Consider the following 23,134-nt stretch of genomic DNA (forward strand, 5'->3'; position numbering starts at 1 on the left):
CCCGGGCGATGCCGTCAATGGCGGTCGGTTCGTGGAGCCTGGGTGCCATCGGCATTCCAGGTGCTCGTCGACGTGGTGCTCGACGTCGTGCCGGTGGGCGCGCTGGTGTTGGCACCGGTGTTGAAGCGCTGGTCCGTGGGCTCGGTGTTGACCGGGGTGCTGGCGGCGGGGCTGTTCGGGTCGGTCGCCTGTGCGTAAGCCATGCCGCCGGCCACCGCCGCGCAAACGGCGGCCGCGCCAACCAAACGGGTGAAAGTCTTGCTCATGCCAATCTCCTTCAAGAGTGATCTGGACAGCGCCCGCCGCGTACGGTCGGGCCCCCGATGACGGGCAATGGCGGTGCCCGCGGCGCCGCCTTCAGCGCCAGTGCGACGTGAGGGCGCGCGGGCCAGGCTGGGCGATCAACTCGGGCAACTGCGGCGCAGGCGCAGGCTGGGTGCCGACCAGCGCGTCCAGGCGGGCCAGCACTTCGTCGACATTCAGCGGCTTGGGCCACAGTTCGCAGAAGCCCCAGTCCTCGACCGGGAAATTGATATCGGCCGTCACGGCCACGGCCGGTACTGACTCGCAGCCCGGCAGCGCCCGCAGCAGGCCGAGCAACCGGCTGCCGTGGCAATCGGGCAGGCCCAGGTCGAGCAGCAGCAGGGCGGGGTGCAGGCCGGCCGCCATGCAAAGTGCCTCCTCGCCCGTGGTGGCGACGAGGAGTTCCAGCTCAGGCCGTCGTTCAAGGATCGCGGCCATCAGCAGCGCATTGACCGGGTGATCCTCGACATAGAGAACAGGTCGGCGGGCTGGGCTGGGCATGGATCCTCCGGAATGAAAGCTCAGCGCTGATGGCAAGCCGCGTGCCCGGCGCCGCGATTGCAGGCCGGGCACCGCCCTTGCCACTGACGGCTCTCGCTAACCAAGGTCCATCTATGTCCACTTCCGCCGCCACCACCGACGCGCCGCGCAGCTTCGGCGTCTTCAAGCCGGTCGGCCACGTCGTCATTTCGTTCCCCGAGGCGGGCCAGGCTGCCCGGGCCGGCCAGGCCATGGCCGAGTTCGGCCTGCCTGATGGCGCGGTACGCCACTACAGCGACCAGGAGATGCTCAGGCAGATCGACGAGGACATCGCCAACGCCAGCCCGATCGCCTCGGTAGGGCAGGAGATGAATCTTGTGCTGGCCCACCGCGCATTGGCTGCCAAGGGCTATCACTGGCTGGTCGTGCGTGTTGCCAACGACGAGCAGGCTGCGCGGGTGGCCAAGGCCGCACGCGCCTGTGGCGCCGAGCGCGCCCAGCACTATGGCCACTTCATCATCGAAGAGCTCATCGAGCGGCCCGGGAACATCGCCCAGGTCGCCGAGTCGCCCGACCGCGGCCTGGACGCACAAACGCCCTCGGGCAAGGAAACCGAAGCGGCCCAACTGAAGAAGGATCCACGATGACGACAGTCGACAAGACGCTTCAGACCCAGCGCGACATCCAGAAGCGCCAGGACCAGGCCGATGCGCGGCACGGCAAGAAGGAAGAAGAGAGCGGCGCCATGCAGGCCGGCGCCCGCAAGCAACCCGAGAACCTGCCGGCCCAGCATCTGCAAAAGCCCGGCCGGGAAGCTGATCTCGAACTCGCGCCGCGCTTCCTCGCGCCCGACTACCGCGGCAGTGGCAAGCTGCAGGACTTCGTCGCCCTCATCACGGGCGCCGATTCGGGCATCGGCCGTGCCGTGGCGGTGCTGTTCGCGCGCGAGGGCGCCGACGTGGCCGTGGCCTACCACTCCTCCACCGAGGACGCCGAGGAGACCCGCCGCTGCATCGAGGCCGAGGGCCGTCAATGCCTGCTGCTGCAGGGCGACGTGAAGGACAGCCGCTGGTGCGAGGACGCCGTCGACCAGGTCATCGAGCGCTTCGGCAAGATCGACGTGCTCGTCAACAACGCAGCGTTCCAGGAGCACGCTTCCTCGCTGGAGGACCTCGACGATGAACGCATCATGGAGACGCTGGACACCAACATCGGCGGCTATCTGCGCATGGCGCGCGCCGTGCTGCCGCACATGAAGGCCGGCGCCTCCATCATCAACACGGGCTCGACGACGGGCCTGAAGGGCAGCGCCAAGCTGATCGATTATTCGGCCACCAAGGGCGCCATCCATGCGCTGACCAAGTCGCTGGCCAGCAACCTCATCGAGCGAGGCATCCGCGTCAATGCGGTGGCGCCCGGCCCGGTGTGGACGCCGCTGAATCCGGCCGATTCGCCCGCCGACAAGGTGGCCGAGTTCGGCAAGCAGACCGACCTGAAGCGCGCCGCCCAGCCCGAGGAGCTGTCGCCGGCCTATGTCTTCCTCGCCGCGCCGGTCTGCGCCGGCTACATCACCGGCATCGTGTTGCCCGTGACCGGCAGCGTTGGCGCCATCTGAGCATGCGGTTGGCAAGCCCTGCTGCAAGTTCTTCCGCCGCCCGCGTCGCGCGAGCGGCATCCCGTTTGCCTGATGCCTTTGGCCTCATCTCTAACAGGAGCACACCATGAATCTCATTGTCTGGCTCATCGCAGGGGGCGTCATCGGCTGGATAGCCAGCCTGTTGATGCGCACCGACGGCGAACAGGGCGTCATCCTCAACGTCCTCGTCGGCATCGTCGGCGCAGCCATTGGCGGCTGGCTGATCTCGCCGATGGTGGGCATTCCGAGCATCAACCAGGGTTCGCTCAGCCTGGGCGCTCTGGCCGTGTCACTGCTGGGCGCGGTCGTGCTGCTGGCCATCGTCAACCTGATCCGCCGCGGCACCACCCGCTGACCCGCCCCCCGCTTTCCAACCCCAAGGACCACCATGGCCACCACCACTGCCAATACACCCTTCCCGACCTCGTCGGCCTCGCCCGCCACGCCCGCACCTGCCGCAGCTGCCATCAACGACACGGCCTCGAAGGCCGGTGACGCTGTCGACAAGGGCGCTGCCGTCGGCCACGACGTGCTGAACCGCGTCGTGCAGGGCGCGCACAGCGCCATCGATCGCGTGGCCGAGACGGCCGCCCCCGCCGTGCAGCGCTTGCAGGACGGCGTGCAGGCGGCCGGCGAATCGCTGAGTCAGCGCGCCAGCGATGCGCGCGAGCTGGGCGACGAATGGGCCGAGAGCCTGCGCAGCACCGTGCGTGAGCATCCGCTGGCCGCCGTCGCGACGGCCCTGGCCGTCGGCGTGCTGGTGGCACGGCTCGCCCGCTGAGGCGGCCTTGGCCGACTCACCGCAAGACCAGCCCGCCCCACTGCTGGAGCAGCTGCAGTCGCTGTGGCGCGAGCTGCCCGGCCTGGTCAGCGACCGGGTCGAGTTGCTGTCGCTGGAGCTGCAACGCGCGGTCCAGGCGCTGGCCCAGATCGTTGCGCTGATGGTGGCCGTGGCCATCCTCGGTGTGACGGCCTGGCTGGTGCTGTGGGCCGGCGTCATCCGCTTGCTGGTCGCGGCCGGGCTGCCACTGGAGGTGGCTCTGCTGCTGGTCATCGCCGTCAATGTGCTGGCCATCGTGCTGGCGCTGCAGCGCGTGCGCAGCCTGCTGCCCAGGCTGCGCCTGCCCGCAACGCGGCGCCATCTGATGCTGGCGCCCGACCCGCAACCCACGGAGGCCAGCGATGAGCGCGCCGCTGCCTGAGCCCGATATCGATGCACGCATCCTGGATGTCGAGCACCGGTTGATGGCGCGCGAGGCGAGGCTGCGCGCCGGTGTCGAAGATCTCACAGGCCAGCTGCGCCACCGCCTGCAACCGAAGAAGCTGCTGCTGCCGGTGGGTGGCGCGCTGCTCGGCATTGCAGCGCTGCTGGCGCTGCGCCGGCAGCCTCACGCCGAGCCCACAACGCCGCGCCCCGCCAGCGCGCTGCGGAACATTCCCTGGGTGCGCCTGCTTGGCCTGGCCTGGCCGCTGTTGCCGGAGCGCTGGCGCGGCCGTGTCAGCCCGGCTGCGGCAAGCAGCTTCGTCACGCTGGGTCTGCCCCTGGTCGAGACCTTGCTCGGCACGCGGCGGTCTGAGCCGCTGGCCACCGTTGCCGAGGTCGACCTGGCACGGCTCAGCGGCCGCTGGTTCGTGGTCGGCGAGTTGAAAGCGCACGGTGCGCCGGCCTTGCGGCCGCCGGAGTTCGGCCTGCTGCCGCGCGATGACGGGCGGCTCGATCTGCTCGAACGCCGCGTCGACCGCAGTGGCACCCACGGCAGCGAGGCCTTGGTCGAGCCGGTGCCAGGCAGCCACGGCGCCCGGCTCAGGATCAGCCACTGGCCCGAGGCGCTGCGCTGGCTGCCACTGGCTTGGCTCGAGCATGGCGTGCTGCATGTCGATCCGGCCTATGACGAGGCGTTGATCGGCAGTACCGGGCGGGACGCGCTGTGGCTGCTGTCACGCCGGCCGGCGCTGCCCGCGGAACGCCGCCAAGCGCTGCTGCAGGTCGCACGAGATTGCGGCTTTGCGGCAGAAAAGCTGCACTTCTACGACGACGCTGGCTGATCCCAGGCGTGGCGGCACACGCCTTGCCTCGCACAGGCGCGGGGCCGTCCCGCGTTTCACAGCCGGAGGTTTTCATGGCACGCAGCAGCCTGCTAGGTATCGATCCCGCCGCGGCCGAGCCCGCTGGGCGGGACAAGGCGAGCCTGGGGCCCAGCGACAGCTCGGATAGCGGCAGCGACGTGATGGGCATGGATGGGGAAGACGACGGCGCCGACCCCGGCCTGCCGGTCGACGTGGCCCTGCGCGACGACCAGGCGGCACCCTTGCCGCTCGGCGAATCGCTGCCGTCCAGCGAAGGCGAGACCGGCGTGCGCGACGGCGCCGACATCGGCGTGGACCGCGTCTTCACGCCGGACGAAGCCAATGATGATGAAGCCTTGCTCGCAGTCATCGACGAAGCGCCGCTCAGCGAGGACGACGAGGAAGATGAAGGGCAGGAAGAGGGCGAAGAGGCGGCGGGTGAAGCCAACCTGGCGAACACCCCAGCCAAGCCTCGCCGGCGCACCAGCAAGGGCGCACCGGCGCAAACCGACAGCGAAGAGCGGCCCGGCGATGCCGACGCCGAGTCCTCGCACCGCCCCGGCCGAAGCTAGGGCGGCGCGTGGCGTGGCGCGATCAGACCGCGGCGCGGGCCTGGTCGCGCAGTGTGCGCACCTGCAGGTGGTTGCGCTTCACGCCTTCGTACTGGCGCTCCACGATCGTGCGCACTTCGGGCGGCAGGGCCTCTTCCAGCGCCTTGCGATAGGCACTCATCGCGGTGTCCTCACCGCGCTCGGTTTCCTCGAGGATGGCCTTGTCGGTATAGCCAGCCAGCGTGCCCTTGACGGCCACCCAGCCGCGGTGCATGGCGCCGGCGGCTGTGCCGCTGTCCTCGGCCTTGCCACCCAGGCGAACGACCTGCGACTGCAGTTCGGCGGCCGCCTGGCGGCAGTCCTCTGCGCGGCGCTCAAAGATCTGCTTGATCGACGGGTCCTTCAGGTATTCCGCCGAGGCATGGAAACCGTATTCGCCGTCCTTGCAGGTTTCGATGAGGTCGTTCAGCGTGTCGATGATGTCGTCGTTGCTCATGGCATGTCCTTTCGCGGTTCGATGAAGGCGCGCCACCCGGGCACAGCCGCGCAGCGCGTCCAGCACGCCATGGGGCATTTGGCATGCCCGCCAGCGCTGCGGCGGATTGCGGTGGGACTCCCGGCGACGCTTACGGTCTGTGGCCGGCCGTGGGCGGTGGGTGGGCGATGCGCGCCGCCGTGATGACCGCCTGCAGCGCCGCCAGCAGCTCGGCCGGCGCGCAAGGCTTGTGCAGCGTGATGAACTCGCCCTCGCCGACGGCGGTGTTGTTGAAGCCGGTGATCAGCACGACGGGCAGGCGTGGGCGCTGCTCGCGCAGCCGGCGTGCGAGCGCGACGCCGTCCATCGCGCCGGGCATGACGACGTCGCTCAACACCACGTCGACCTGCGCGCCGTCATCCAGCTGCCGCAGCGCGGCGCCCACGTTGCCAGCGCGCAGTACACGGGCGCCATGGGCCATCAACAGCGCCGCCGTCACGTCGCCCAGCGCTTCATCGTCCTCGACCAGCAGCACGGTGGCGCCGGCGATGCTCTGCTGGGCGGTGTCGGCAAAGGCCGGCGCAGGCAGGTCATCAGCAAGGTTCGCCACCGGCAGCAGCAACGAAACCGTCGTGCCCACGCCGGGCGTGCTGGCCAGGCGCGCCGTGCCGCCGGCCTGGGTCGCGAAACCGTAGACCTGGCTCAGACCCAGGCCGCTGCCCTGACCCACCCCCTTCGTCGTGAAAAAGGGCTCGAAGGCATGCTCGACCAGGGACGGATCCAGCCCCATGCCGTCGTCCCCCACGGTCAGCAGCACGTAGTCACCCGGCGGCAGGCCTTCCTTGTCATGCGCCTCGGCATTGCAGGCCCGCAGCCGCAGCTCGCCGCCCGTCGGCATCGCGTCGTGGGCGTTCAACGCCAGGTTGACGAGGGCCAGATCCAGTTCATTGGCATCCACCCGCACCGGCCAGATGTTGGGCGCCACCTGTACCTGGATTTCGATGCGCCGCCCCAGCACGCTGCGCATCAGCTCCTGCACCTCGGGCAGGTAGCGGGCCAGTGACAGGGTCTGCACCCGCACCGGCCGGCGGCCGGCAAAGCGCAGCAGATGCTGGGTCAGTGCGCTGCCCCGGTCGACCGAGCGCTGCGTCGCGCTCAGCGGCCCCTGCAGCTCGGCAGCACTGGGGTGGCGCTGCATCAAGTGCATGCTGTTGCTGATGACGCCCAGCAGATTGTTGAACTCGTGGGCCACACCGCCGGTGAGCCGGCCCAGCGCGACGACCCGCTGGCTCTGCGCGCCGCGCTGCTCCACGTGGCGCGTGCGCTCCACGGCCTGGGCCACGCTGAGTTCCAGTTCGGCGCGGCTGCTCGCCATGTCGCGCGCAGCGTTGGCCAGGGCTTCGGCGACCTCGTCGCACTCGGCCATGCCGGTCGGGTTGGCCTGCACGGGGCGGCCGGCCTGGAGGGCCTGGGCGAGGCGTTTGAGGGCACGTATCGGTCGTTCGATGCGGCGTGACACCCAGATGGCACCGCCCATGGCCAGGGCCAGCAGCGCCAGCGCACCCACCGCCACGCGCTGCACGGCCTGAGGGATGCGGCCGGCGAATTCCTCGCGCGGCATCGCGCTGACATAGCTCCAGCCGAGCGCCGAGGTGCTGAAGTAGCCGGCCGTGGCGCGGCCGTCCAGCGACATGGATTTGAAAGCACCTTCGCGCGCCGCGGCCATGCGCTGGCGCAGATCGGCGCTGCTCTCACGGCCGACGTAGGCCGCACCGCCCGGCAGTCGGGCCACGAGGCGGCCGCTGCTGTCCATGACGGTGCCGATCCAGCCCGGTTGCGGAGACTGCGCCTGCACGATGCGCTGCAGCTCCGAGGGCCGCACCGTGACGACCAGGTTGTAGACCAGGCGGCCGTCGCGGGTCACCGGCTCCACCCAGGCTGCATGCGGCTCAGCAGGCACGCCCGTACCGTGGGGAGCAACGGGTTGCAGCGGCAGCATGACAGGAGTGGCGCTCAGCGCCTCGGGTGCACTGGCTTGGGTGCTGGCGCCAGCGCCCGGACGAGTGCTCAGCAGCAGCTTGCCCGGTGCCCTCAGCTCCACCCAGCCGTCCAGCCCCTGCATGGCGCGCCGGGCCAGGCGCTCGAAGGCCTGGCGGTTCTCCTCGTTCAGCGGCCGTGGGCCGTCGAGCGCGGGTGACTGCGCCAGCACATGGGCGATGGCCGCGCGGCGCGACAGCTCGCCGTCGATCAGCATCGACAGCGCGCGGGTCGTGTCGCGCAGCGTGCGTTCATGCGCATCGCGTTCGGCCTCGTAGATGCTGGCAATCAGCCAGGCGACGCCCAGCATGCCGGGCAGCAGCACCGACAGCACGAGCAACAGCAAGCGGGAACGAATGGTGACCGGCATGGCGGGTCCAAGTGCGGGCAGGCCAGCACGGATTGCACGGTTGCAACCATAGCGCCATGGCCCGCCCCGGCCACAAAGAAGTATCAGGCCGCCTAGGCAATTGGCGTGCCCGAAAGGCCGTTAGGCCTTAGGTGTAGCGCTTGCGCGAACGGGATTTCGAAGGCCCGCGCAGCAGCGAGCCCAGCGACGGCGTCGGCGTGCGGCGGTCACCTTCCAGAAACAGCCGCAGCAGCGCCAGGCCGCGTTGGCGCTGGCACACGCTGCGCAGCCCGATCAGCAGCGGCACGGCGATGAGGGCGCCGACGATGCCCCACAGCCAACCCCAGAACAGCACCGACAAAAAAACCGACACGGTGCTCAGCGACAGCCGGCGCCCGACGATGACCGGGCTGACGATATTGCTTTCCACCGCATGGATGGCCATGAAGGACAGCGTCGGGCCGAAGATCTCCGGCCCTGTCTCGAAGGCTGCAATGCCGGCGAGCAGCAGCAGCACCATCAGCGTCATCGGACCGAGGTAGGGAATGAAGCACAGCAGCGCGGCGATGAAGCCCCACAGCGTCGGGTTGGGTAGGCCCAGCATCCACAGCACCAGGGCCAGGATGACGCCCACCACCGCATTGATGATGCCGACGGCGGCGAGGTAGTGGCTGATGTCGCGCTGGGCGGCACGCACGCCGCCCAGCAGCAGCGCGCGGGTGCGCCGGCGCGGCAGGGCCTCGATGCTGCGGGACAGCAACCATTGCTCGGAGGCGAGCAGGAAATAGGTCAGGATGACCGTGGCTGCGGCTGCCAGCAGGAAGGACAGGCCCCGCGTCAGCACCAGGCCGGTCAAGGCCACGCCCTCGGTGGCCAGCCTTTCCTTCAGAGGGTCCGACGCCGGCGTGGCCGGCGCCCGGCCGAGCCGCGCGGCGGGTTGCGGCGGGCTCAAGCCTGGAATGGCGGCCCGCAGCTTCTCCAGCTGTTCCAGCAGTTGCGCGACGGTGGTGGGCGCGGCCTGCCACCAGCTGGCGGCCGGGCGCGCCAGGCTGCTGGCAACGGACACGGTGGACAGCAGCAGCGCCAGCACCAGCAACAGGGCGCCGATGGAGGGCGGCACGCCACGACTGTGGAGCCAGCGCACGGCAGGCGCCAATGCGAAGGTCAGCATGACAGCGATCAGCACCGGCGCCAGCAGCGGCCGGGCCTCGCGCACGGCGAAAACCAGAGCGACAAGAAAAATGCCGCGCAGGGCCCAGGCGCTGCGCGGCGGTTGGGACGGCTCGAGTCGCGGGTCGGGCGCCGTCATGGGATCCCCGACCTAGCGCGGAGTCACCCTGGCGGTCGCCGTGGCTGGGGTCTGCATGGCGCTCACTTCTCCGGCGGGCGCACGATGATGTTGTTGCGCACTTCCTTCACGTCGGGCGTGCTGCGAGCGAGCTGACCGGCGCGATCCTTCTCGGCCTGCGAGGTGGCGAAACCGGCGAGTTGCACGGTGCCCTTGAGTGCCTCGACCTGGATGCGCATGGCGCTGACCTGGCTGTCTTCGGCGAAGCGCGCCTTCACGCGGGTTGCGACGGTGGCATCGTCGACATACTGGCCCACGCTGCTCTGGCCGCTGGTGACGGCGCAGCCGCTGGTGCCGAGGGTGGCCAGGGCGACCATCGAGACGATGAGGATCTTCTTCATGCGTTCTCCTATTGCGAGGGATCTCGCGCCGGGCCAACGGCAACCGTTGTGCCTGCGCCCGCCGAACAACGGAAAACAAGCCGCGCCGAACGCCAATGAACATGTTGTGACAGACGGCACACTTTGCCGAAATTGCGGGTCCAGCTGCTCAGCCTCGGTAAATCTTGCAGTGGCGAGCATGACGGGCGGCGGCTTTCCCGAGGCTTGACGCTTGCCATGCAGTGATATTCCCTGGGAGCGGCGCCGAACTGTTTCGGAATGCGACAAGCAACGCGCGCCGGCACGGAGGTTGCATTGACCGAAGTTCCCGCGCGCCGTCCACGCACGGCGCGGCAAAAGCGATGTTGCCAACAGGAGCCCCCGTGCCCTCCATGGACCTCCGTGCCGACCACCGGCAGACCCAGACCCTGTCCCCCCGACTTCAACATGCGGTGCGCCTGCTGCAGATGTCCTCGCTCGACTTTGCGGCCATGCTCAGAGACACGCTGGGCCGCAACCCTTTCCTCGAAGCCGAAGAGGGCGAGGCCGGTGACGGAGAGGGCGGCACGGCACTGCCACTGGCTGACGGCGCCGAGGCCGGCTCGATGGAGCAGCCGTCGGCCCTTTCCAACCTGATCGAAGAAGGCATTGCGGCCGACGCCAGTGCCGAGCTGCCCGCCGCGGCCAACGATCCCGACACCGGCAGCGGGCCTGAGGACGGCAGTGACCGGGACCTGTGGACGGCCGACAGTGCCGGGCAGCGTCGCGCCGAGGACGGCGAGCTCAGCGCGCTCGACATGATGGCCGTCGAGACTTCGCTGGCGACGCATCTGCACGGACAGCTGAACGTGCTGCCGCTGTCCGAGCGTGACCTTGCGCTGGCGCGGACCATCGTCGAATCGCTGGACGACGACGGCTATCTGCGCACGCCGCTGGAGGAGCTGATCGACGTCGCCGGCCAGGAGCCAGCGCCCGATTTGCAGGAGATGCAGTTCGCGCTGAAGCTCGTGCAGTCGCTGGACCCGGCGGGCGTGGCGGCGCGCGACGTCGGCGAGTGCCTGCTGCTGCAGTTGCCCGGCATCGACTGCGCCGACACGCGGGCCTTGGCCCAGGCCATCGTCACCAACCACCTGTCAGCGCTCGCCGCGCGCGACGTGGGTTCGCTGGCGCGCCAGCTGGGCGAGTCGCCGGCGCGCGTCGAGGCGGTCTGCGACCGCATCCGCCGCCTGGACCCGCGGCCGGGTTGGCGCTTCGGCTCCACGCAGGTGCCGTATGTCGTGCCCGATGTGATCGTGAAGAAGGTGCGCGGCCATTGGACCGTGCAGCTCAACCCGGCGATCGTGCCCCGCGTCAGGCTGAACCAGGTCTACGCCCAGCTTTTTCAGCGCCACCGCACGGCGGCCAACGCCGAACTTGGCGCCCACCTGCAGGAGGCGCGCTGGACGCTGCGCAACGTCGAGCAGCGCTTCTCGACCATCCTGGACGTGGCCGAGGCCATCGTCAGGCGCCAGCACAATTTCCTGGACTATGGCGCCATGGCGATGAAGCCACTGGGGCTCAAGGAAATCGCCGAGGAAGTGGGCATCCACGAGAGCACCGTCTCGCGCGTGACCAACAACAAGTACATGGCCACGCCGGTGGGCGTGCTGGAGCTGAAGTACTTCTTCAGCCGCGCCATGATCAGCGCCAATGGCAGCGCCTGCTCCGGCACGGCCATCCGCGGCCTCATTAAGGACATCATCGAGGCCGAGAGCCCGGATGCGCCGCTGTCGGATGCCGAGATCACCCGCCAGTTGGCCCAACAGGGCCTGGTCGTTGCGCGGCGTACCGTCACCAAGTACCGCCAGATGCTGAAGATCGAGGCAGTGGACCGCCGCCGGCGCGTGGCCTGATGCAGCGATGGCCGCCGCCCGGTGCTGCCGGGCCGGCGGCCTTATGTGCTCAGGCGAGAGCCTTACTTCGTCTTGCTGCCGGACGTGGTGGCCGATGTCGGGGTGTCGGTGCGGTCGCTACCGTCGCTGCCTTGCTGCTTGCCCGACGACTGGGCCTGCTGCTGGCGCCATGACGAGAACTCGTCGGAGAACTTCTTGTAGCGGTCCTGGCGCCAGTTGCGGTAGTCGCTGTCCAGCGCGCGCAATTGCTCGTTGCGCCATTGGTGGTAGTCGGGATCGAACCCAGAGGCTTCGTTGCCCTGTGTGTTGTAGCCGCTGCCCTGGCTTCCCGTGCCGTAGCTCTGCGGGCCATAGTTCTGTTGGCCATAGTTCTGGCCGCGCTGGTTGCCGTAGCCGCCCTGGTAGCCACCACCTTGGTAACCACCGCCTTCGTGGCCACCCCTCTGGTATCCGTCGCCCTGATACCCGCCACCCTGGTAGATCTGACCGCCAAAGTTGCCCGGGCTCCCATAGCTGCCGCCTTGCGGGCCGGAGCCGCCGTAGCTGCCATAGCTGCCGCCCTGGTCGGATTGCTCGCGGAAGGTACCGCCCTGGTAGTAGTCGCGAGATTCGTCGTAGCCACCGCTGTAGCCGCCTTGCTGACCGCCGTAGCCACCCTGCTGGCCACGATAGCCGCCGGACTGCGCGTATTGCTGGGCGCGATCGTGCTCGTAGTTGCCGTGCTGGGCGTTGCCGCTCTGGCGGCTGCGTTCATGTTCGCCGAAATTGGCCTGCTGGCCGCTCGTGCGGCGGCCCTGGTCGTCATGTCGAGACATGGAGTTTCCTTTCAACAAAGTCCGTGATCCTCAGACTCTCTGCCCCGCCTTCGGAGGCAGGCGCCTGCACCGATGGGCGGCAAAACGCATTCCCATCGACGCGCCGTTATGCATGCTGAACGCAGCATGCGGGTGCTGGAGCCGCGTGGCCGCCGGCTGTGCAGGCACATGAGCAGGCACTGCGCACCCACGGCGCACCGCGCAAGCGCATCGGCGCGCAAACGGCCGCGGCTGCGCCGCTGGCCTGAGCTGCCGTCAGTGCGGCGCCGTGTTGTCGCCGGGTGCGGAGATCTCGCGCAGGGCGCGATCGATGTGGCCGGACTCGCGCACCGCCAGGTCGCCCAGGGACACGATGCCCACCAGGTGCCCGTTCTTGTCGACCACCGGTAGGCGGCGCAACTGGCGGGCGCCCATCAGGCGCTTGGCGTCCTCGGCATCCTGATCGGCGGTACAGGTCTGCACCTCGGGGCTCATGATGTCGGATACGCAAGCTTGATCGGGATTGAGGCCGTCAGCGATGCCACGCACGGTGATGTCGCGGTCGGTCAACATGCCGAGCAGGCGTTCACCGTCGCAGACGGGCAGGGCGCCGACGTCCAGTTCCTGCATGCACTGCGCTGCGCGGCGCAAGCTTTCCTGCGGCTGGATGGTGCGCACGTGGGTGGACATGATTTCTGCGATGGTCGACATGATGGTCTCCTGAATGGGTGCGGGCAGCCGGCAAGGCCGAAGCCAGACTGCGAACACCTTTGTGGCGCTGAAGCGATGCTGGTCCACCGCGGGCCCGGCACAAGCGGGCCCGCGTCGCCGCTGTCAATGGAAGAAGAGATAGACCAGCAGCAGCACGATGCCGGGGACACCCAGCAGCCAGGCGAGAAGGTATTTGCCCATGATGGTCTCCAGTGGGTTGGGGTAGGCAAAGCATCGCTGCGTGAGCAGCTGCAGGACAGCAGACGAGGCGCGGCACGCTCGTAGGAAGAGCGGCAGCAGACCTGGCCTTGCTGAGCCGCACCGTAGGACTGGACCCACCCGCTGACCCGGCCCAGGCTGGCCCGCTTGCACCGGCTTGCTCGTTAGTCTGATGCCAGTCCCCAGGCAAGTCGCCACGGGGTCGTCGCAAAGGAGCACACCATGAACACCGACCAAGTCAAGGGCAGCGTCAAGGACGTCGCAGGCAAGGCGCAACGCAAGCTGGGTGAGGCCATTGGCAGCACCGACCAGCAGGTCAAGGGCGCCGCGACCCAGGTCGAGGGCAAGGTCCAGAAGGCCGTGGGCGATGCCCGCGAGGCCGTCAAGGATGCCCGCGACCAGCGCAAGATCTGATTGCTCGCACACCATGCCACCGCCGCCGGGCCTCAGGGCCCGGCGGCGCTTTTTCCTGTCGTGAGGTACACCATGCGTTCTTCCAAGATTGCGTTGCGCCACGGCGCGACGGTCACCCTGATCGTGGCGGCCCTGCTGGCCGCTGGCTGCTCGTCGATGAGCGAGCGTGAACAAGGCACCGCCAAAGGGGCCGGGGCCGGCGCCGTGGCCGGCGCCATCATCGGTTCGGTGACTGGCGGCAGCGCCGGGCGAGGTGCCGTCATCGGCGGCGCCGTCGGCGCGGTGGCCGGCAACCTGTGGTCAAAGCGCATGGAAGACAAGCGTGCCGCCCTGGCCCAGGCGAGCCAGGGCACGGGCGTGGAGGTCGCGCGCACCGCTGACAACCGCCTCAAGCTCAACGTGCCCAGCGACGTGTCCTTCGACACCGGCCGCGCCGACATCAAACCGCAGATGCGCCCGGTGCTCGACGAGATCGGCCGCAACCTGGACCCGGGTGTGCATGTGACCGTCGTCGGCCACACCGACAGCACCGGCAGCGATGCCATCAACGAGCCGCTGTCGCGCGAACGCGCCGCGGCCGTGCGCGACTATCTGTCGGCCCGCGGCGTGTCGAGCTCGAGAGTCGCCGTGGCGGGGCGGGGCTCGCATGAGCCGGTGGCCAGCAACGACACCGAGGCCGGCCGCGCCGCGAACCGTCGCGTGGAAATCTTCCTGGCTGAACAGGGCTAGTGCCAGGAGCCACCAAGCCCCGTAGCGGGGCGCACCGCGGTTGATCGATGAGGGTTGGTGCTAGGCATCCGGGGGCGGCAACTCGACGACCCCTGGCTATGGGGCAGCGCCTACGGCCTGCTCACCTGGGTGGCGATGGTCTACGTCGTCGTCCCGCTGTCTGTGGTCAACGGCTGGCAGCTGCCGCACGGATGGAACATCGTCAGCGGCCTGCTGTCGCACATCTGCTATGTCGGCGTGCCCATCGCCCACATCACGCGGCATGCCTTGCGCCCGCAGGCGGCCTGAGCGCTTGTGCCGGCTCAGCCGGGCTGGCGCCACACGCTGTCAGGCGTTGCCCGCGCGTGCGTGACGCCCCCGAGGGCTGACGCGAAAGAGGGCGGTTGAGCGGTAGCGAGCTTCTCGACATAGTCCGCCATTGAGGGCCAGTCGAAGAAGCGTGCGTCGGGCTCGCGCAGGGGTGAGCGACGCCAGACGGTCTCGCCGCCGCTGTCGAAGAGCAGGCCCTGGCAGCCTGCGCGGTGGCCGGCCTCGACGTCATCCAGCCTGTCGCCCACCATCCAGGAGCGCGCTAGGTCCAGGCCGTAGCGGTGTGCGGCGCGGATCAGCATGCCGGGTGCCGGAATGTGGCACAGGCAGGCCGGGCGGCCTTCGTCATCGGGGGCGTGAGGGCAAACCTCCGTGCCCTCGATGACCACGCCGAACTCCTGCTGCAACCGTTGCAACAGCGCCTGCTGCAGGCGTGCGAACTCCGCCCTGGTGAAGCGGCCGCGTGCCAAGCCGCTCTGGTTGGTGACGACGACCAGGGCCAGCCCCGCGCGTTGCAGCCTGGCCAGCGCCTCGCCGGCGCCGGGCATGAAGCGCAGCTGCAGGGGGTCGGCGTTGTGGGGTGCCCTCTCGACCAGGGTGCCGTCCTTGTCGACGAAAAGGCAGGCTCGAAGCGGCGCGCGTGCCGGCGCCGGCCGCTGCAGGTCGCGCAGCGTCAGACCGCTCAAGGCATAGGGCGCATAGCTCATGGACGCACCTCGGGCTCGGCAAGGGCGGAGGTCGGCAAACGGCAGTCGCTCATGTCGGGGGTCCGGGCTGAAGGTGCAGAGAGGTGCAGCACGGTTCCTGGCAATCGGCGTGCCCGGTCTTGAAACGTCCGCCGCCGCAGCGCGTGGCGACGGCGGCATCGTCAGCCTGCTTGCCCCGGCGGCGTGACGCGTCCGGGCGTCCTACACAGTGATGCGGCGCTGTTCCCTGACCCGACGCCGGCCGGGCGGCGTAGCTTGTCGAGACACAGGAGATTCCATGGCCACATCAGCTCGCTCCATCGCTTCCCTGACCCTGAGTTTCGGCCTGGTCAACGTGCCGGTGCGCTTGTTCTCGGCCACCGAGCCGGGCTCGGACATCCGCTTCAACCTGCTGGCCAAGGACGGCGCGCGTCTCAAGCAGCAATACGTCAACGAGCGCACGAAGAAGGTGGTCGAGCGCAAGGACATGGTCAAGGGCTACGAGGTGGAGGACAACCAGTTCGTGCTCTTCACGCCCGAGGAGCTCAAGGCGCTGGAAGAGGGCAGCAGCCATGTCATCGAGATCGTCAGCTTCGTGCCGCTGACTTCCATTGACCCGCTGTTCTACGACAAGAGCTATCTGCTCGCGCCGGACAAGCGCGGCGACAAGCCCTACGCCCTGCTGGCCGAGGCCTTGCGCCGCTCCGGCCGCTGCGCGCTGGCCAAGTGGTCGTGGAAGGCCAGGCAGTACGTGGTGCAGGTGCGCGCCAATGACGACGGGCTGATCCTGCAGCAACTGCGTTATGCCGCCGAGGTGCGCTCGCTGGCCGACCTGGACATCCCCAAGGCCAGCGTGTCCAAGCCGGAGCTGCAGCTGGCCCTGCAGCTGGTGGACCAGATCGCGGCGGACAGCTTCGAGCCGGGGCTGTTCCACGACGAGGAGAAGGACCGGGTGCTGGCGGCCATCGAGGAGAAGGTCAAGGGCCGCAAGATCGTCGCCTCCACGCGCGAGGAGCAGGGGCCGACAGGCGGCGGCCAGGTCATCGACCTGATGGACGCGCTGCGCGCCAGCCTGGGCAGCAAGAGCGCCGGCAAGTCCGCGGCCAAGGCCGGCGCCAAGACGTCTGCCAAGGTCACACCGATGCCGGCGCGCAAGGCGGCCGCGCGCGATGCCGCCGAACCCGAGGCTGCAGCCCCCAAGCGGCTGCGAGCACGCAAGTAGCAATATCAAGTAGCAGCTGACTCATGAGCAAGCCCCGCCCCGCCTCCGCCGAGGCACCACTCGCGCGCTACAACGCCAAGCGCGACTTCAGCGGCACCGCCGAGCCCAAGGGGAGAGTGGGGCGCCGCAAGTCCAAGGCCTTGGGCTTCGTCATCCAGAAGCATTGGGCTTCGCACCTGCACTACGACTTCCGGCTCGAGCTGGACGGCGTCATGGTCAGCTGGGCCGTGCCCAAGGGGCCGAGCTTCGACCCCGCGAAGAAGCAGATGGCCATCCATGTCGAGGACCACCCGGTCAGCTACAACAGCTTCGAGGGCGAGATTCCCAAGGGGCATTACGGCGCCGGTACCGTCATCATCTGGGACCGCGGCAGCTGGACGCCGGTCGGCGACCCCCGCGAGGGCCTGGCCAAGGGCAAGCTCATCTTCGAGCTGCATGGCGAGAAGCTGGCCGGGCTGTGGGAGCTGGTGCGCATCTCCAAGCCGGGGCAGAAGAAGCAGGACCAGTGGATCCTGTTCAAGAAGCGCGGCGATGCCTGGACACGGCCGACGGCCGAGTACGACGTCATCAGCGCCCTGCCGGACAGCGTCGTCGAAAAGCCCCTGGGCCCCGTGGAGGAGCGCGAGCCGCGGGTGCGCGCACAGCCGCAGACGGCCGGCCCCGATCTGTCCCGCGCAAAGAAGGCGCCGTTCCCGAAGACGCTCGAGCTGCAGCTGGCCACCCTGGTTGCCGCTGCGCCCGCAGACGGCGACTGGGTGATCGAGAACAAGTTCGACGGCTATCGCATGGGCGTGCGCATCAGCAAGGGCAAAGTCGCGCTGATCACACGCAACGGCAATGACTGGACGGCGAAGCTGGCGCCGCTTGTCGATGAACTCGAGAAACTCGGCATCGATCAGGCCTGGCTGGACGGTGAGATCGTCGTGTTGAACGAGCATGGCGTGCCGGACTTCAACCGGCTGCAGAACGCCATCGACAACGCGCGCACGCAGGACATCAGCATGTTCCTGTTCGACCTGCCCTTCCTCGGCGACACCGACCTGCGCGAAGTGCCGCTGCGCAGCCGGCGCGCGGTGCTCAAGGACCTGCTCGAAGGCCGCACCTCGGCCCATGTGCGCTTCAGCGATGAGCTGCCGGCGGCACCCTCGCAGGTGCTCGCCGCGGCCTGCCAGCTGGGCCTGGAAGGCGTGATGCTGAAGAAGGCCGACTCACCCTATGTCTCCCGGCGCAGTGACAGCTGGCTCAAGCTGAAATGCCAGCGCCGCCAGGAATTCGTCGTCATCGGCTTCACCGACCGCACCAACTCACCCCAGGAAGTCGGGGCCCTGATGCTGGGCTATTACCAGGACGGCAAGTTGCGCTCGGCCGGCTCGGTCGGCACCGGCTGGGCCTCGGCGCAGGGGCGGGAGCTGCACTGGCAGTTGAGCAAGCTGCAGACGAAGACACCGCCGCTCGACCCGGCGGCCGTCGAGCCGGGCCGCTGGTCGCGCCGCGCCCGGGGCAGCGAACACTGGGTGCGGCCGGAGATGGTGGTGGAAGTGGCCTTCGGCGAGTGGACGCCCGATGGCCATATCCGGCACGCGCGATTTGTCGGTGTTCGCACCGACAAGGCCCCCAAGGCGATCCAGCGCGAGCAGGCGGCAGCGGTACGGCCTTCCCCCAAGACGAGCGTCAAGATCTCCCACCCCGACCGGGTCATCGACACCTCCACCGGGCTGCGCAAGATCGACCTGGTGCACTACTACGAGAGCGTCGCGGACCGCATCCTTCCGCACCTGAAGAACCGCCCGGTCTCGCTGGTGCGCGCACCCCAGGGCATCAGCGGGCAGCTGTTCTTCCAGAAGCATTCTGACAAGGAGATTCCGGGCATCACGACCCTCGATCCGGCGTTGTGGCCGGAACACGAAGCGCTGATGAGCGTCGACAGCGTGGAAGGGCTGATCAACGCCGCCCAGCTCAATGTCGTCGAATTCCACACCTGGAACTCCAAGGTCGGGCGCATCGACCTGCCGGACCGGGTCGTGTTCGACCTGGATCCGGGCGAGGGCGTCAGCTGGGCTCATCTGCAGGAGGCGGCCGCCCTCACGCACACCATGCTCGAGGAGCTGGGTCTGAAGGGCTGGCTCAAGACCAGCGGCGGCAAGGGCCTGCACGTGGTGGTGCCACTGGCGCCCAAGCTGGACTACGACACCGTCAAGGCCTTCTCGCAAGCCGTCGTGGCCCACATGGCCGAGACCCTCCCACAGCGCTTCGTCGCCAAGAGTGGCGGCAAGAATCGCGTCGGCAAGATCTTCATCGACTACCTGAGGAACGGCCACAGCCAGACGACGGCGACGGCGTTCTCTGCGCGGGCCCGGCCCGGGCTGGGCGTCTCCATGCCCATCAGCTGGGAGCAGCTCGGCTCACTGAAGAGCGGCGCGCAATGGACCATCACGACGGCGCGCGAGTACCTGTCCTTCGAGAAGGAAGACCCGTGGCGCGACTACGCGAAGTCGCGGCAGACCCTGTCCACCGCGAGAAAGCGGCTCAAGCTGCCGTAGGCTCGCCCATCAGCACGCGCTTCAGCGGTGCGCCGCTGACAGTCTCCTGGCCGAGCAGCAACTCGGTCAGTGCGTCCAGGCGGTCACGCTTTTCTTCGAGCACACGTCGGCACTCGGCCTGTGCGCTCTCGAGCAAAGCGCGGGCTTCGTCCAGCACCGATTTCTGCACATCCGGCCCAATCAGTTCCTTGGGCACGCCCGCCATGCTGAGCAGGCCAAAGGTCTTGCCGAACCCCATGGAGCCGATCATGTTGGTGGCCAGCTCGGACGCGCGCTTGAGGTCGTCGGCCGCGCCCGAGGAGGCATTGCCGAAGGCGATCAGTTCGGCCTCGCGGCCTGCCAGCATCATGGCCAGGCGCGAGCGCAGCTCGCGTTCGCCGTACAGCGGCTCCTCGTGGGTGCGGGTCACATAGGTCACGCCCAGGGCCGGGCCGCGCGGCTCGATGCTGACGCGCTCGACGCTGCCGGCCTCCAGCACATGAGCCACCAGCGCATGGCCGGACTCGTGGAAGGCGATGCGGCGCAGCGTCTCGGGCGTGATGACGTCCTTGCTGTTGCTGACCTCGCCGCCCAGCTGGTGCGTCTCCAGCGACTGGTAGACGCGCTCCTCGCTGACATGGACTTCACCCGCTTCGGCGGCGTACGCGGCGGCTCGGTTGACGCAGTTGGCGATGTCAGCCGGCGACATGCCGGCCGCCGTGCGGGCGATGGACGGGAGGTCCATGCCGGTCGCCGCCTTGATCTGGCCGAGATAGAGGCCGAACAGCTGCTGGCGCTCAGGCACCGTGGGCATGGCCGTGCGCACGATGAGGTCGAAGCGGCCGGGGCGGCGCATGGCCTCGTCGATGTTGTCGATGTGGTTGGTGGCGCCGACGATGACGACGTTCTCCAGCGAGGAGAAGCCGTCCATCTCCACCAGCAGGCGGTTGATGATGCGGTTCTGCTCCTGCTCGCCGCCACCCCCGCCGGCTTCCTTGCCGTTGCTGCGCCGGCCGATGCCGTCGATCTCGTCGATGAAGACGATGCAGGGCGCTGCGTCGCGGGCCTTCTTGAAGAGCTCCTTCACCTTGCCGATACCGGCGCCGTAGAACATGGAGCTGAAGTAGGAGCCGTCCACGCTGATGAAGCTGGCGCCGCATTCGCCGGCCAGGGCCTTGGCCAGCAGCGTCTTGCCGGTGCCCGGCGGGCCGTCAAGCAGCACGCCGCGCGGCGCCTTGGCGCCTACGGCGGCGTATTGCTTGGGATCCTTCATGAAGGCAGCCACGCGGCGCAGGGCCTTCTTGGCTTCGTCGGCGCCGATGACGTCGTCGAATCGGGTCTTGGGTTTGTCGGCCAGGCGGGTGCGCTGGCTCAGGGGGCCGCGCAGTTGCAGATAGACCAGGGGGCCGGCGATCAGCAGCATGACGAGCAACGGCGCCAGCGCGCTCCCGGCCCGCTCCAGGGACTGGAACAGGCGCTGGCCGCCGGTACGCGCGTCGACGTCGATATCGGTCAGCGCAAAGCCCTGGGCCACGCTGAGCTCGCCCAGGCGTGAGCCGATCTCGTTCTTGCAGCCCAGGCCGCAATCGATGAGCCGTGTGCTGAATGGATGGCCGGCGCGGTCGGTATAGAGCACCAGGCCGCCGCTGACACCGACGGCCGCGACGTCCTTGGCCTGCAGGGCGCGCTCGAACTCCGAAGCTTCACGCGGGTGGGCCAGCCATTGTTCGGGCGCCTTCTCGAAGGCGAGGGCGGTCGCGTTCTTGCGGGCCTGCATCTCGCTGGCCGTGCGCTCGTGCAGCGTCGACAGGCCGAACAAGGCCAGCAGCGCCGTGACGACGATGGCGGCAATGATGAGTTTCTGACGCAAGCCCGGCGTGGGGGTGTTGCTGGCGCTGTCCATGGTGTTCGGGCGACTTCGGGGAACTGCAATCCATGCAGACTAACGGCCCGATGCCTGCGCTGCGCGTGCGTTATCGAGGTTGGGCTGAGGTCGTTTGCAACAGCTGTTCCAAGTGCGGAAAACTGCCCAGAATGCAAAAAGGGCCTGATCGCGAGATCAGGCCCTTGGTGCTTGTTCTGGTGCCGGCAAGAGGAGTCGAACCCCCGACCTTCGCATTACGAATGCGCTGCTCTACCAACTGAGCTATGCCGGCCTCACGCGTCCCGCAGGCGGGATCAGCGAAGCCCGAGATCATAGCGCAACTGCCGTGAGCCGCCAAGATCGGCTTGCTTTTCGGGCGGCTGGACGCAAATTCCGGCGCATGAAAAAGATCAGAAATCTGCTGCTGGCGGCCTGGATGCTGGGCGCTGCGGCGCTGGTCCTGGCTGAGGACGGGCGTTTCGATGTCGCCACGCGCGAGGGCGTCGTCACGCCGGTGTTCTGGCAGGCTGCCGAAAGTGCGCGGGCGACGGTGCTGCTGTTTCCTGGCGGCAGCGGCGGCTTCGGGCGCATTGAAGCGGGCCGGCCGACGAGCCGCAATTTCCTGGTCCGCTCCGCCGGGGAGTTCGCCGCGCGCGGCTACAACGTCGCCATCTTCGGCAAGCCGAGCGACACGCCCGATCTGGGCTACAGCGAGCGCATCTCGGATACCCACATGACCGATATCCGCGAGGTGCTGGCGGCGGTCAGGAAGAAGTCACTGCTGCCGGTCTGGCTGGTCGGCACCAGCCGCGGTACGGTCTCGGCCACCGCGGCCGCCATCCGCCTGCAGGGCGACATCGCCGGCCTCGTGCTGACGTCCAGCATCGTCGCCTGGGACAAGCCGGGCGCCGTGCCGCGCCAGGAGTTGGCGGCTATCCGCGTGCCGGTGCTGGTGTTGCACCACGCCAAAGACCAGTGCCGGCAGACCCTGCCGCGGGACGTGGGCTACGTCCCACGTGGGCTGACGGCTGCACCAGTGAAGAAGCTGGTCATGGTGGACGGCGGTGCCGACCCGACGGGCGACGCCTGCGAAGCCCTGCACTGGCACGGCTTCATTGGCATGGAGACCGAGGCGGTCCAGCTCATCACAGGCTGGATGGACCGGCCTATGCCATAGACGCTTCTTGGTACGCTTCTCAGGACGCGTCGAGATGATAGGCCGCGATGCGCTCGACCTCGTTCTTCGAACCCAGCGCGACGGCCACGCGTTCGTGCAGCTTGGTCGGCTTCAGGTCCATGATGCGTTCGCTGCCGGTGGTGGCCACGCCGCCGGCCTGCTCGACGAGGAAGGCCATCGGGTTGGCCTCGTACAGCAGGCGCAGCTTGCCGGGCTTGTCGGGCTCGCGCTGGTCCCAGGGGTACATGAAGACGCCGCCGCGGGTCATGATGCGATGCACGTCGGCCACCATGCTGGCGACCCAGCGCATGTTGAAGTCCTTGCCGCGAGGCCCCGTGGAGCCGGCCAGGCACTCGTCGATGTAGCGGCGCACCGGCGGCGCCCAATGGCGCAGGTTGGACATGTTGATCGCGAATTCCTTGGTGTCCTCTGGGATGCGCACCTGGTCCTGCGTCAGCACCCAGGAGCCGGTCTCGCGGTCCAGCGTGAAGACGGCCACGCCGTCGCCCACCGTCAGCACCAGCATGCTCTGCGGGCCGTAGACGCAGTAACCGGCGGCCGCCTGCTGCTTGCCCGGCTGCAGGAAGTCTTCCTCGCTGACGCCGCGCGAATGGCCGACCTTGCGCAGCACGCTGAAGATGGTGCCGATGGACACGTTGACGTCGATGTTGCTGGAGCCGTCGAGCGGGTCGAACAGCAGCAGGTATTCGCCTTGCGGATAGCGATTGGGCACGACGTAGATGCCGTCCATCTCCTCGCTGGCCATGGCGGCGAGGTGGCCGCCCCATTCGTTGGCCTCGATCAGCACCTCGTTGGCGATGATGTCGAGCTTCTTCTGCACCTCGCCCTGCACGTTCTCGCTGCCGGCGGTGCCAAGCACGTCACCCAGGGCTCCCTTGTTGACGGCGATGGCGATGCGCTTGCAGGCGCGCGCGACGACCTCGATCAGCAGGCGCAGTTCCTGCGGGATGTGGCCGTGCTCGCGCTGCTGCTCGACGAGGTACTGGGTCAGGCTGGTTTGACGAGACATCG

The 23,134-nt window shown here is 68.6% G+C and carries 25 protein-coding genes and 1 tRNA gene; 14 read left to right on the top strand and 12 right to left on the bottom strand.

Annotated elements, in window-relative coordinates:
* Positions 1-14: 14 nt before the first annotated feature.
* Both ASC95_RS01595 and ASC95_RS01600 read right to left on the bottom strand, forming a co-directional pair.
* Positions 15-266: a hypothetical protein gene (locus tag ASC95_RS01595; RefSeq protein ID WP_057296044.1), complete on the bottom strand. Its 252-nt coding sequence runs from the start codon at positions 264-266 to the stop codon at positions 15-17.
* 91 nt (positions 267-357) lie between these two features.
* Entirely contained in the window at positions 358-804 is a 447-nt protein-coding gene (locus tag ASC95_RS01600) for a two-component system response regulator (protein WP_082567411.1), read from the bottom strand.
* A gap of 113 nt (positions 805-917) precedes the next feature.
* Between ASC95_RS01600 and ASC95_RS01605 the strand changes: the two genes are divergently transcribed.
* The 7 genes from ASC95_RS01605 to ASC95_RS01635 all read left to right on the top strand — a co-directional run bounded on the left by ASC95_RS01605 (position 918) and on the right by ASC95_RS01635 (position 5,058).
* Positions 918-1,430, top strand: a complete 513-nt coding sequence (locus tag ASC95_RS01605) for a hypothetical protein (RefSeq protein WP_057296046.1) — start codon at positions 918-920, stop codon at positions 1,428-1,430.
* Complete coding sequence (locus ASC95_RS01610) at positions 1,427-2,398, top strand: SDR family oxidoreductase (protein ID WP_057296047.1); 972 nt, start codon at positions 1,427-1,429, stop codon at positions 2,396-2,398. The genes ASC95_RS01605 and ASC95_RS01610 overlap by 4 nt, the downstream gene beginning before the upstream one ends.
* A 106-nt stretch (positions 2,399-2,504) precedes the next feature.
* Complete coding sequence (locus tag ASC95_RS01615) at positions 2,505-2,774, top strand: GlsB/YeaQ/YmgE family stress response membrane protein (RefSeq protein ID WP_057296048.1); 270 nt, start codon at positions 2,505-2,507, stop codon at positions 2,772-2,774.
* A gap of 33 nt (positions 2,775-2,807) precedes the next feature.
* The gene (locus tag ASC95_RS31590) at positions 2,808-3,200 is read left to right on the top strand and encodes a hypothetical protein (protein WP_057296049.1); all 393 of its coding nucleotides are present in this window, start codon (positions 2,808-2,810) and stop codon (positions 3,198-3,200) included.
* A 7-nt stretch (positions 3,201-3,207) separates the two neighbouring features.
* On the top strand, positions 3,208-3,621 hold the full coding sequence (locus ASC95_RS01625; protein WP_057296050.1) for a phage holin family protein: 414 nt from the start codon (positions 3,208-3,210) through the stop codon (positions 3,619-3,621).
* On the top strand, positions 3,602-4,465 hold the full coding sequence (locus ASC95_RS01630; RefSeq protein ID WP_057296051.1) for a lipocalin family protein: 864 nt from the start codon (positions 3,602-3,604) through the stop codon (positions 4,463-4,465). The genes ASC95_RS01625 and ASC95_RS01630 overlap by 20 nt, the downstream gene beginning before the upstream one ends.
* 74 nt (positions 4,466-4,539) lie before the next feature.
* Positions 4,540-5,058, top strand: a complete 519-nt coding sequence (locus ASC95_RS01635; RefSeq protein WP_057296052.1) for a hypothetical protein — start codon at positions 4,540-4,542, stop codon at positions 5,056-5,058.
* A gap of 22 nt (positions 5,059-5,080) precedes the next feature.
* Here ASC95_RS01635 and ASC95_RS01640 read toward each other — a convergent pair whose 3' ends face one another.
* From ASC95_RS01640 to ASC95_RS01655, 4 genes are all read right to left on the bottom strand, one after another.
* On the bottom strand, positions 5,081-5,533 hold the full coding sequence (locus tag ASC95_RS01640; RefSeq protein ID WP_057297000.1) for a PA2169 family four-helix-bundle protein: 453 nt from the start codon (positions 5,531-5,533) through the stop codon (positions 5,081-5,083).
* Positions 5,534-5,663: 130 nt separating this feature from the next.
* Positions 5,664-7,919 carry an ATP-binding protein gene (locus ASC95_RS01645; protein WP_057296053.1) on the bottom strand — a complete coding sequence of 752 codons (2,256 nt, stop codon included), beginning with the start codon at positions 7,917-7,919 and terminating at the stop codon, positions 5,664-5,666.
* Between the two features lie 127 nt (positions 7,920-8,046).
* Positions 8,047-9,207 carry an AI-2E family transporter gene (locus ASC95_RS01650; protein ID WP_057296054.1) on the bottom strand — a complete coding sequence of 387 codons (1,161 nt, stop codon included), beginning with the start codon at positions 9,205-9,207 and terminating at the stop codon, positions 8,047-8,049.
* Positions 9,208-9,269: 62 nt separating this feature from the next.
* Entirely contained in the window at positions 9,270-9,587 is a 318-nt protein-coding gene (locus ASC95_RS01655) for a BON domain-containing protein (RefSeq protein ID WP_057296055.1), read from the bottom strand.
* Between the two features lie 371 nt (positions 9,588-9,958).
* Between ASC95_RS01655 and rpoN the strand changes: the two genes are divergently transcribed.
* Positions 9,959-11,458, top strand: coding sequence for an RNA polymerase factor sigma-54 (gene rpoN, locus ASC95_RS01660; protein WP_082567412.1), 1,500 nt, complete (start codon positions 9,959-9,961; stop codon positions 11,456-11,458).
* A gap of 62 nt (positions 11,459-11,520) precedes the next feature.
* Here the strand turns inward: rpoN and ASC95_RS01665 are convergent, their stop codons facing one another.
* Positions 11,521-12,273 carry a hypothetical protein gene (locus ASC95_RS01665; RefSeq protein WP_057296057.1) on the bottom strand — a complete coding sequence of 251 codons (753 nt, stop codon included), beginning with the start codon at positions 12,271-12,273 and terminating at the stop codon, positions 11,521-11,523.
* Positions 12,274-12,528: 255 nt separating this feature from the next.
* On the bottom strand, positions 12,529-12,963 hold the full coding sequence (locus tag ASC95_RS01670) for a CBS domain-containing protein (RefSeq protein WP_057296058.1): 435 nt from the start codon (positions 12,961-12,963) through the stop codon (positions 12,529-12,531).
* Between the two features lie 441 nt (positions 12,964-13,404).
* Here ASC95_RS01670 and ASC95_RS01680 point away from each other — a divergent pair, with 441 nt between their 5' ends.
* The 3 genes from ASC95_RS01680 (at position 13,405) to ASC95_RS01690 (ending at position 14,613) form a co-directional block, all read left to right on the top strand.
* Positions 13,405-13,596, top strand: coding sequence for a CsbD family protein (locus ASC95_RS01680; protein ID WP_057296060.1), 192 nt, complete (start codon positions 13,405-13,407; stop codon positions 13,594-13,596).
* Between the two features lie 72 nt (positions 13,597-13,668).
* Positions 13,669-14,325, top strand: coding sequence for an OmpA family protein (locus ASC95_RS01685; protein ID WP_082567539.1), 657 nt, complete (start codon positions 13,669-13,671; stop codon positions 14,323-14,325).
* 57 nt (positions 14,326-14,382) lie between these two features.
* Complete coding sequence (locus ASC95_RS01690; protein WP_235537656.1) at positions 14,383-14,613, top strand: hypothetical protein; 231 nt, start codon at positions 14,383-14,385, stop codon at positions 14,611-14,613.
* Between the two features lie 14 nt (positions 14,614-14,627).
* On the opposite strand, the gene ASC95_RS01695 is transcribed toward ASC95_RS01690, so the two are convergent.
* On the bottom strand, positions 14,628-15,341 hold the full coding sequence (locus ASC95_RS01695) for an HAD-IIIA family hydrolase (RefSeq protein WP_057296062.1): 714 nt from the start codon (positions 15,339-15,341) through the stop codon (positions 14,628-14,630).
* Positions 15,342-15,618: 277 nt separating this feature from the next.
* Between ASC95_RS01695 and ASC95_RS01700 the strand changes: the two genes are divergently transcribed.
* Together ASC95_RS01700 and ligD are read left to right on the top strand one after the other, a co-directional pair.
* Positions 15,619-16,542 carry a Ku protein gene (locus ASC95_RS01700; protein WP_057296063.1) on the top strand — a complete coding sequence of 308 codons (924 nt, stop codon included), beginning with the start codon at positions 15,619-15,621 and terminating at the stop codon, positions 16,540-16,542.
* Positions 16,543-16,565: 23 nt separating this feature from the next.
* Positions 16,566-19,082 (top strand): DNA ligase D, encoded by a 2,517-nt coding sequence (gene ligD, locus ASC95_RS01705; protein ID WP_057296064.1) that lies wholly within the window; start codon positions 16,566-16,568, stop codon positions 19,080-19,082.
* On the opposite strand, the gene ASC95_RS01710 is transcribed toward ligD, so the two are convergent.
* Together ASC95_RS01710 and ASC95_RS01715 are read right to left on the bottom strand one after the other, a co-directional pair.
* The gene (locus ASC95_RS01710; RefSeq protein ID WP_057296065.1) at positions 19,069-20,964 is read right to left on the bottom strand and encodes an AAA family ATPase; all 1,896 of its coding nucleotides are present in this window, start codon (positions 20,962-20,964) and stop codon (positions 19,069-19,071) included. The genes ligD and ASC95_RS01710 overlap by 14 nt on opposite strands.
* A gap of 177 nt (positions 20,965-21,141) precedes the next feature.
* Positions 21,142-21,217 (bottom strand) — tRNA-Thr (locus ASC95_RS01715).
* Between the two features lie 108 nt (positions 21,218-21,325).
* Between ASC95_RS01715 and ASC95_RS01720 the strand changes: the two genes are divergently transcribed.
* The gene (locus tag ASC95_RS01720; protein WP_057296066.1) at positions 21,326-22,102 is read left to right on the top strand and encodes an alpha/beta hydrolase; all 777 of its coding nucleotides are present in this window, start codon (positions 21,326-21,328) and stop codon (positions 22,100-22,102) included.
* A 19-nt stretch (positions 22,103-22,121) separates the two neighbouring features.
* Here the strand turns inward: ASC95_RS01720 and ASC95_RS01725 are convergent, their stop codons facing one another.
* Complete coding sequence (locus ASC95_RS01725) at positions 22,122-23,132, bottom strand: class 1 fructose-bisphosphatase (RefSeq protein WP_056198682.1); 1,011 nt, start codon at positions 23,130-23,132, stop codon at positions 22,122-22,124.
* Between the last annotated feature and the right edge of the window lie 2 nt (positions 23,133-23,134).

It is taken from the genome of Pelomonas sp. Root1217, from assembly GCF_001425705.1.
In the GTDB taxonomy this organism is placed as follows: Bacteria; Pseudomonadota; Gammaproteobacteria; order Burkholderiales; family Burkholderiaceae_C; genus Pelomonas.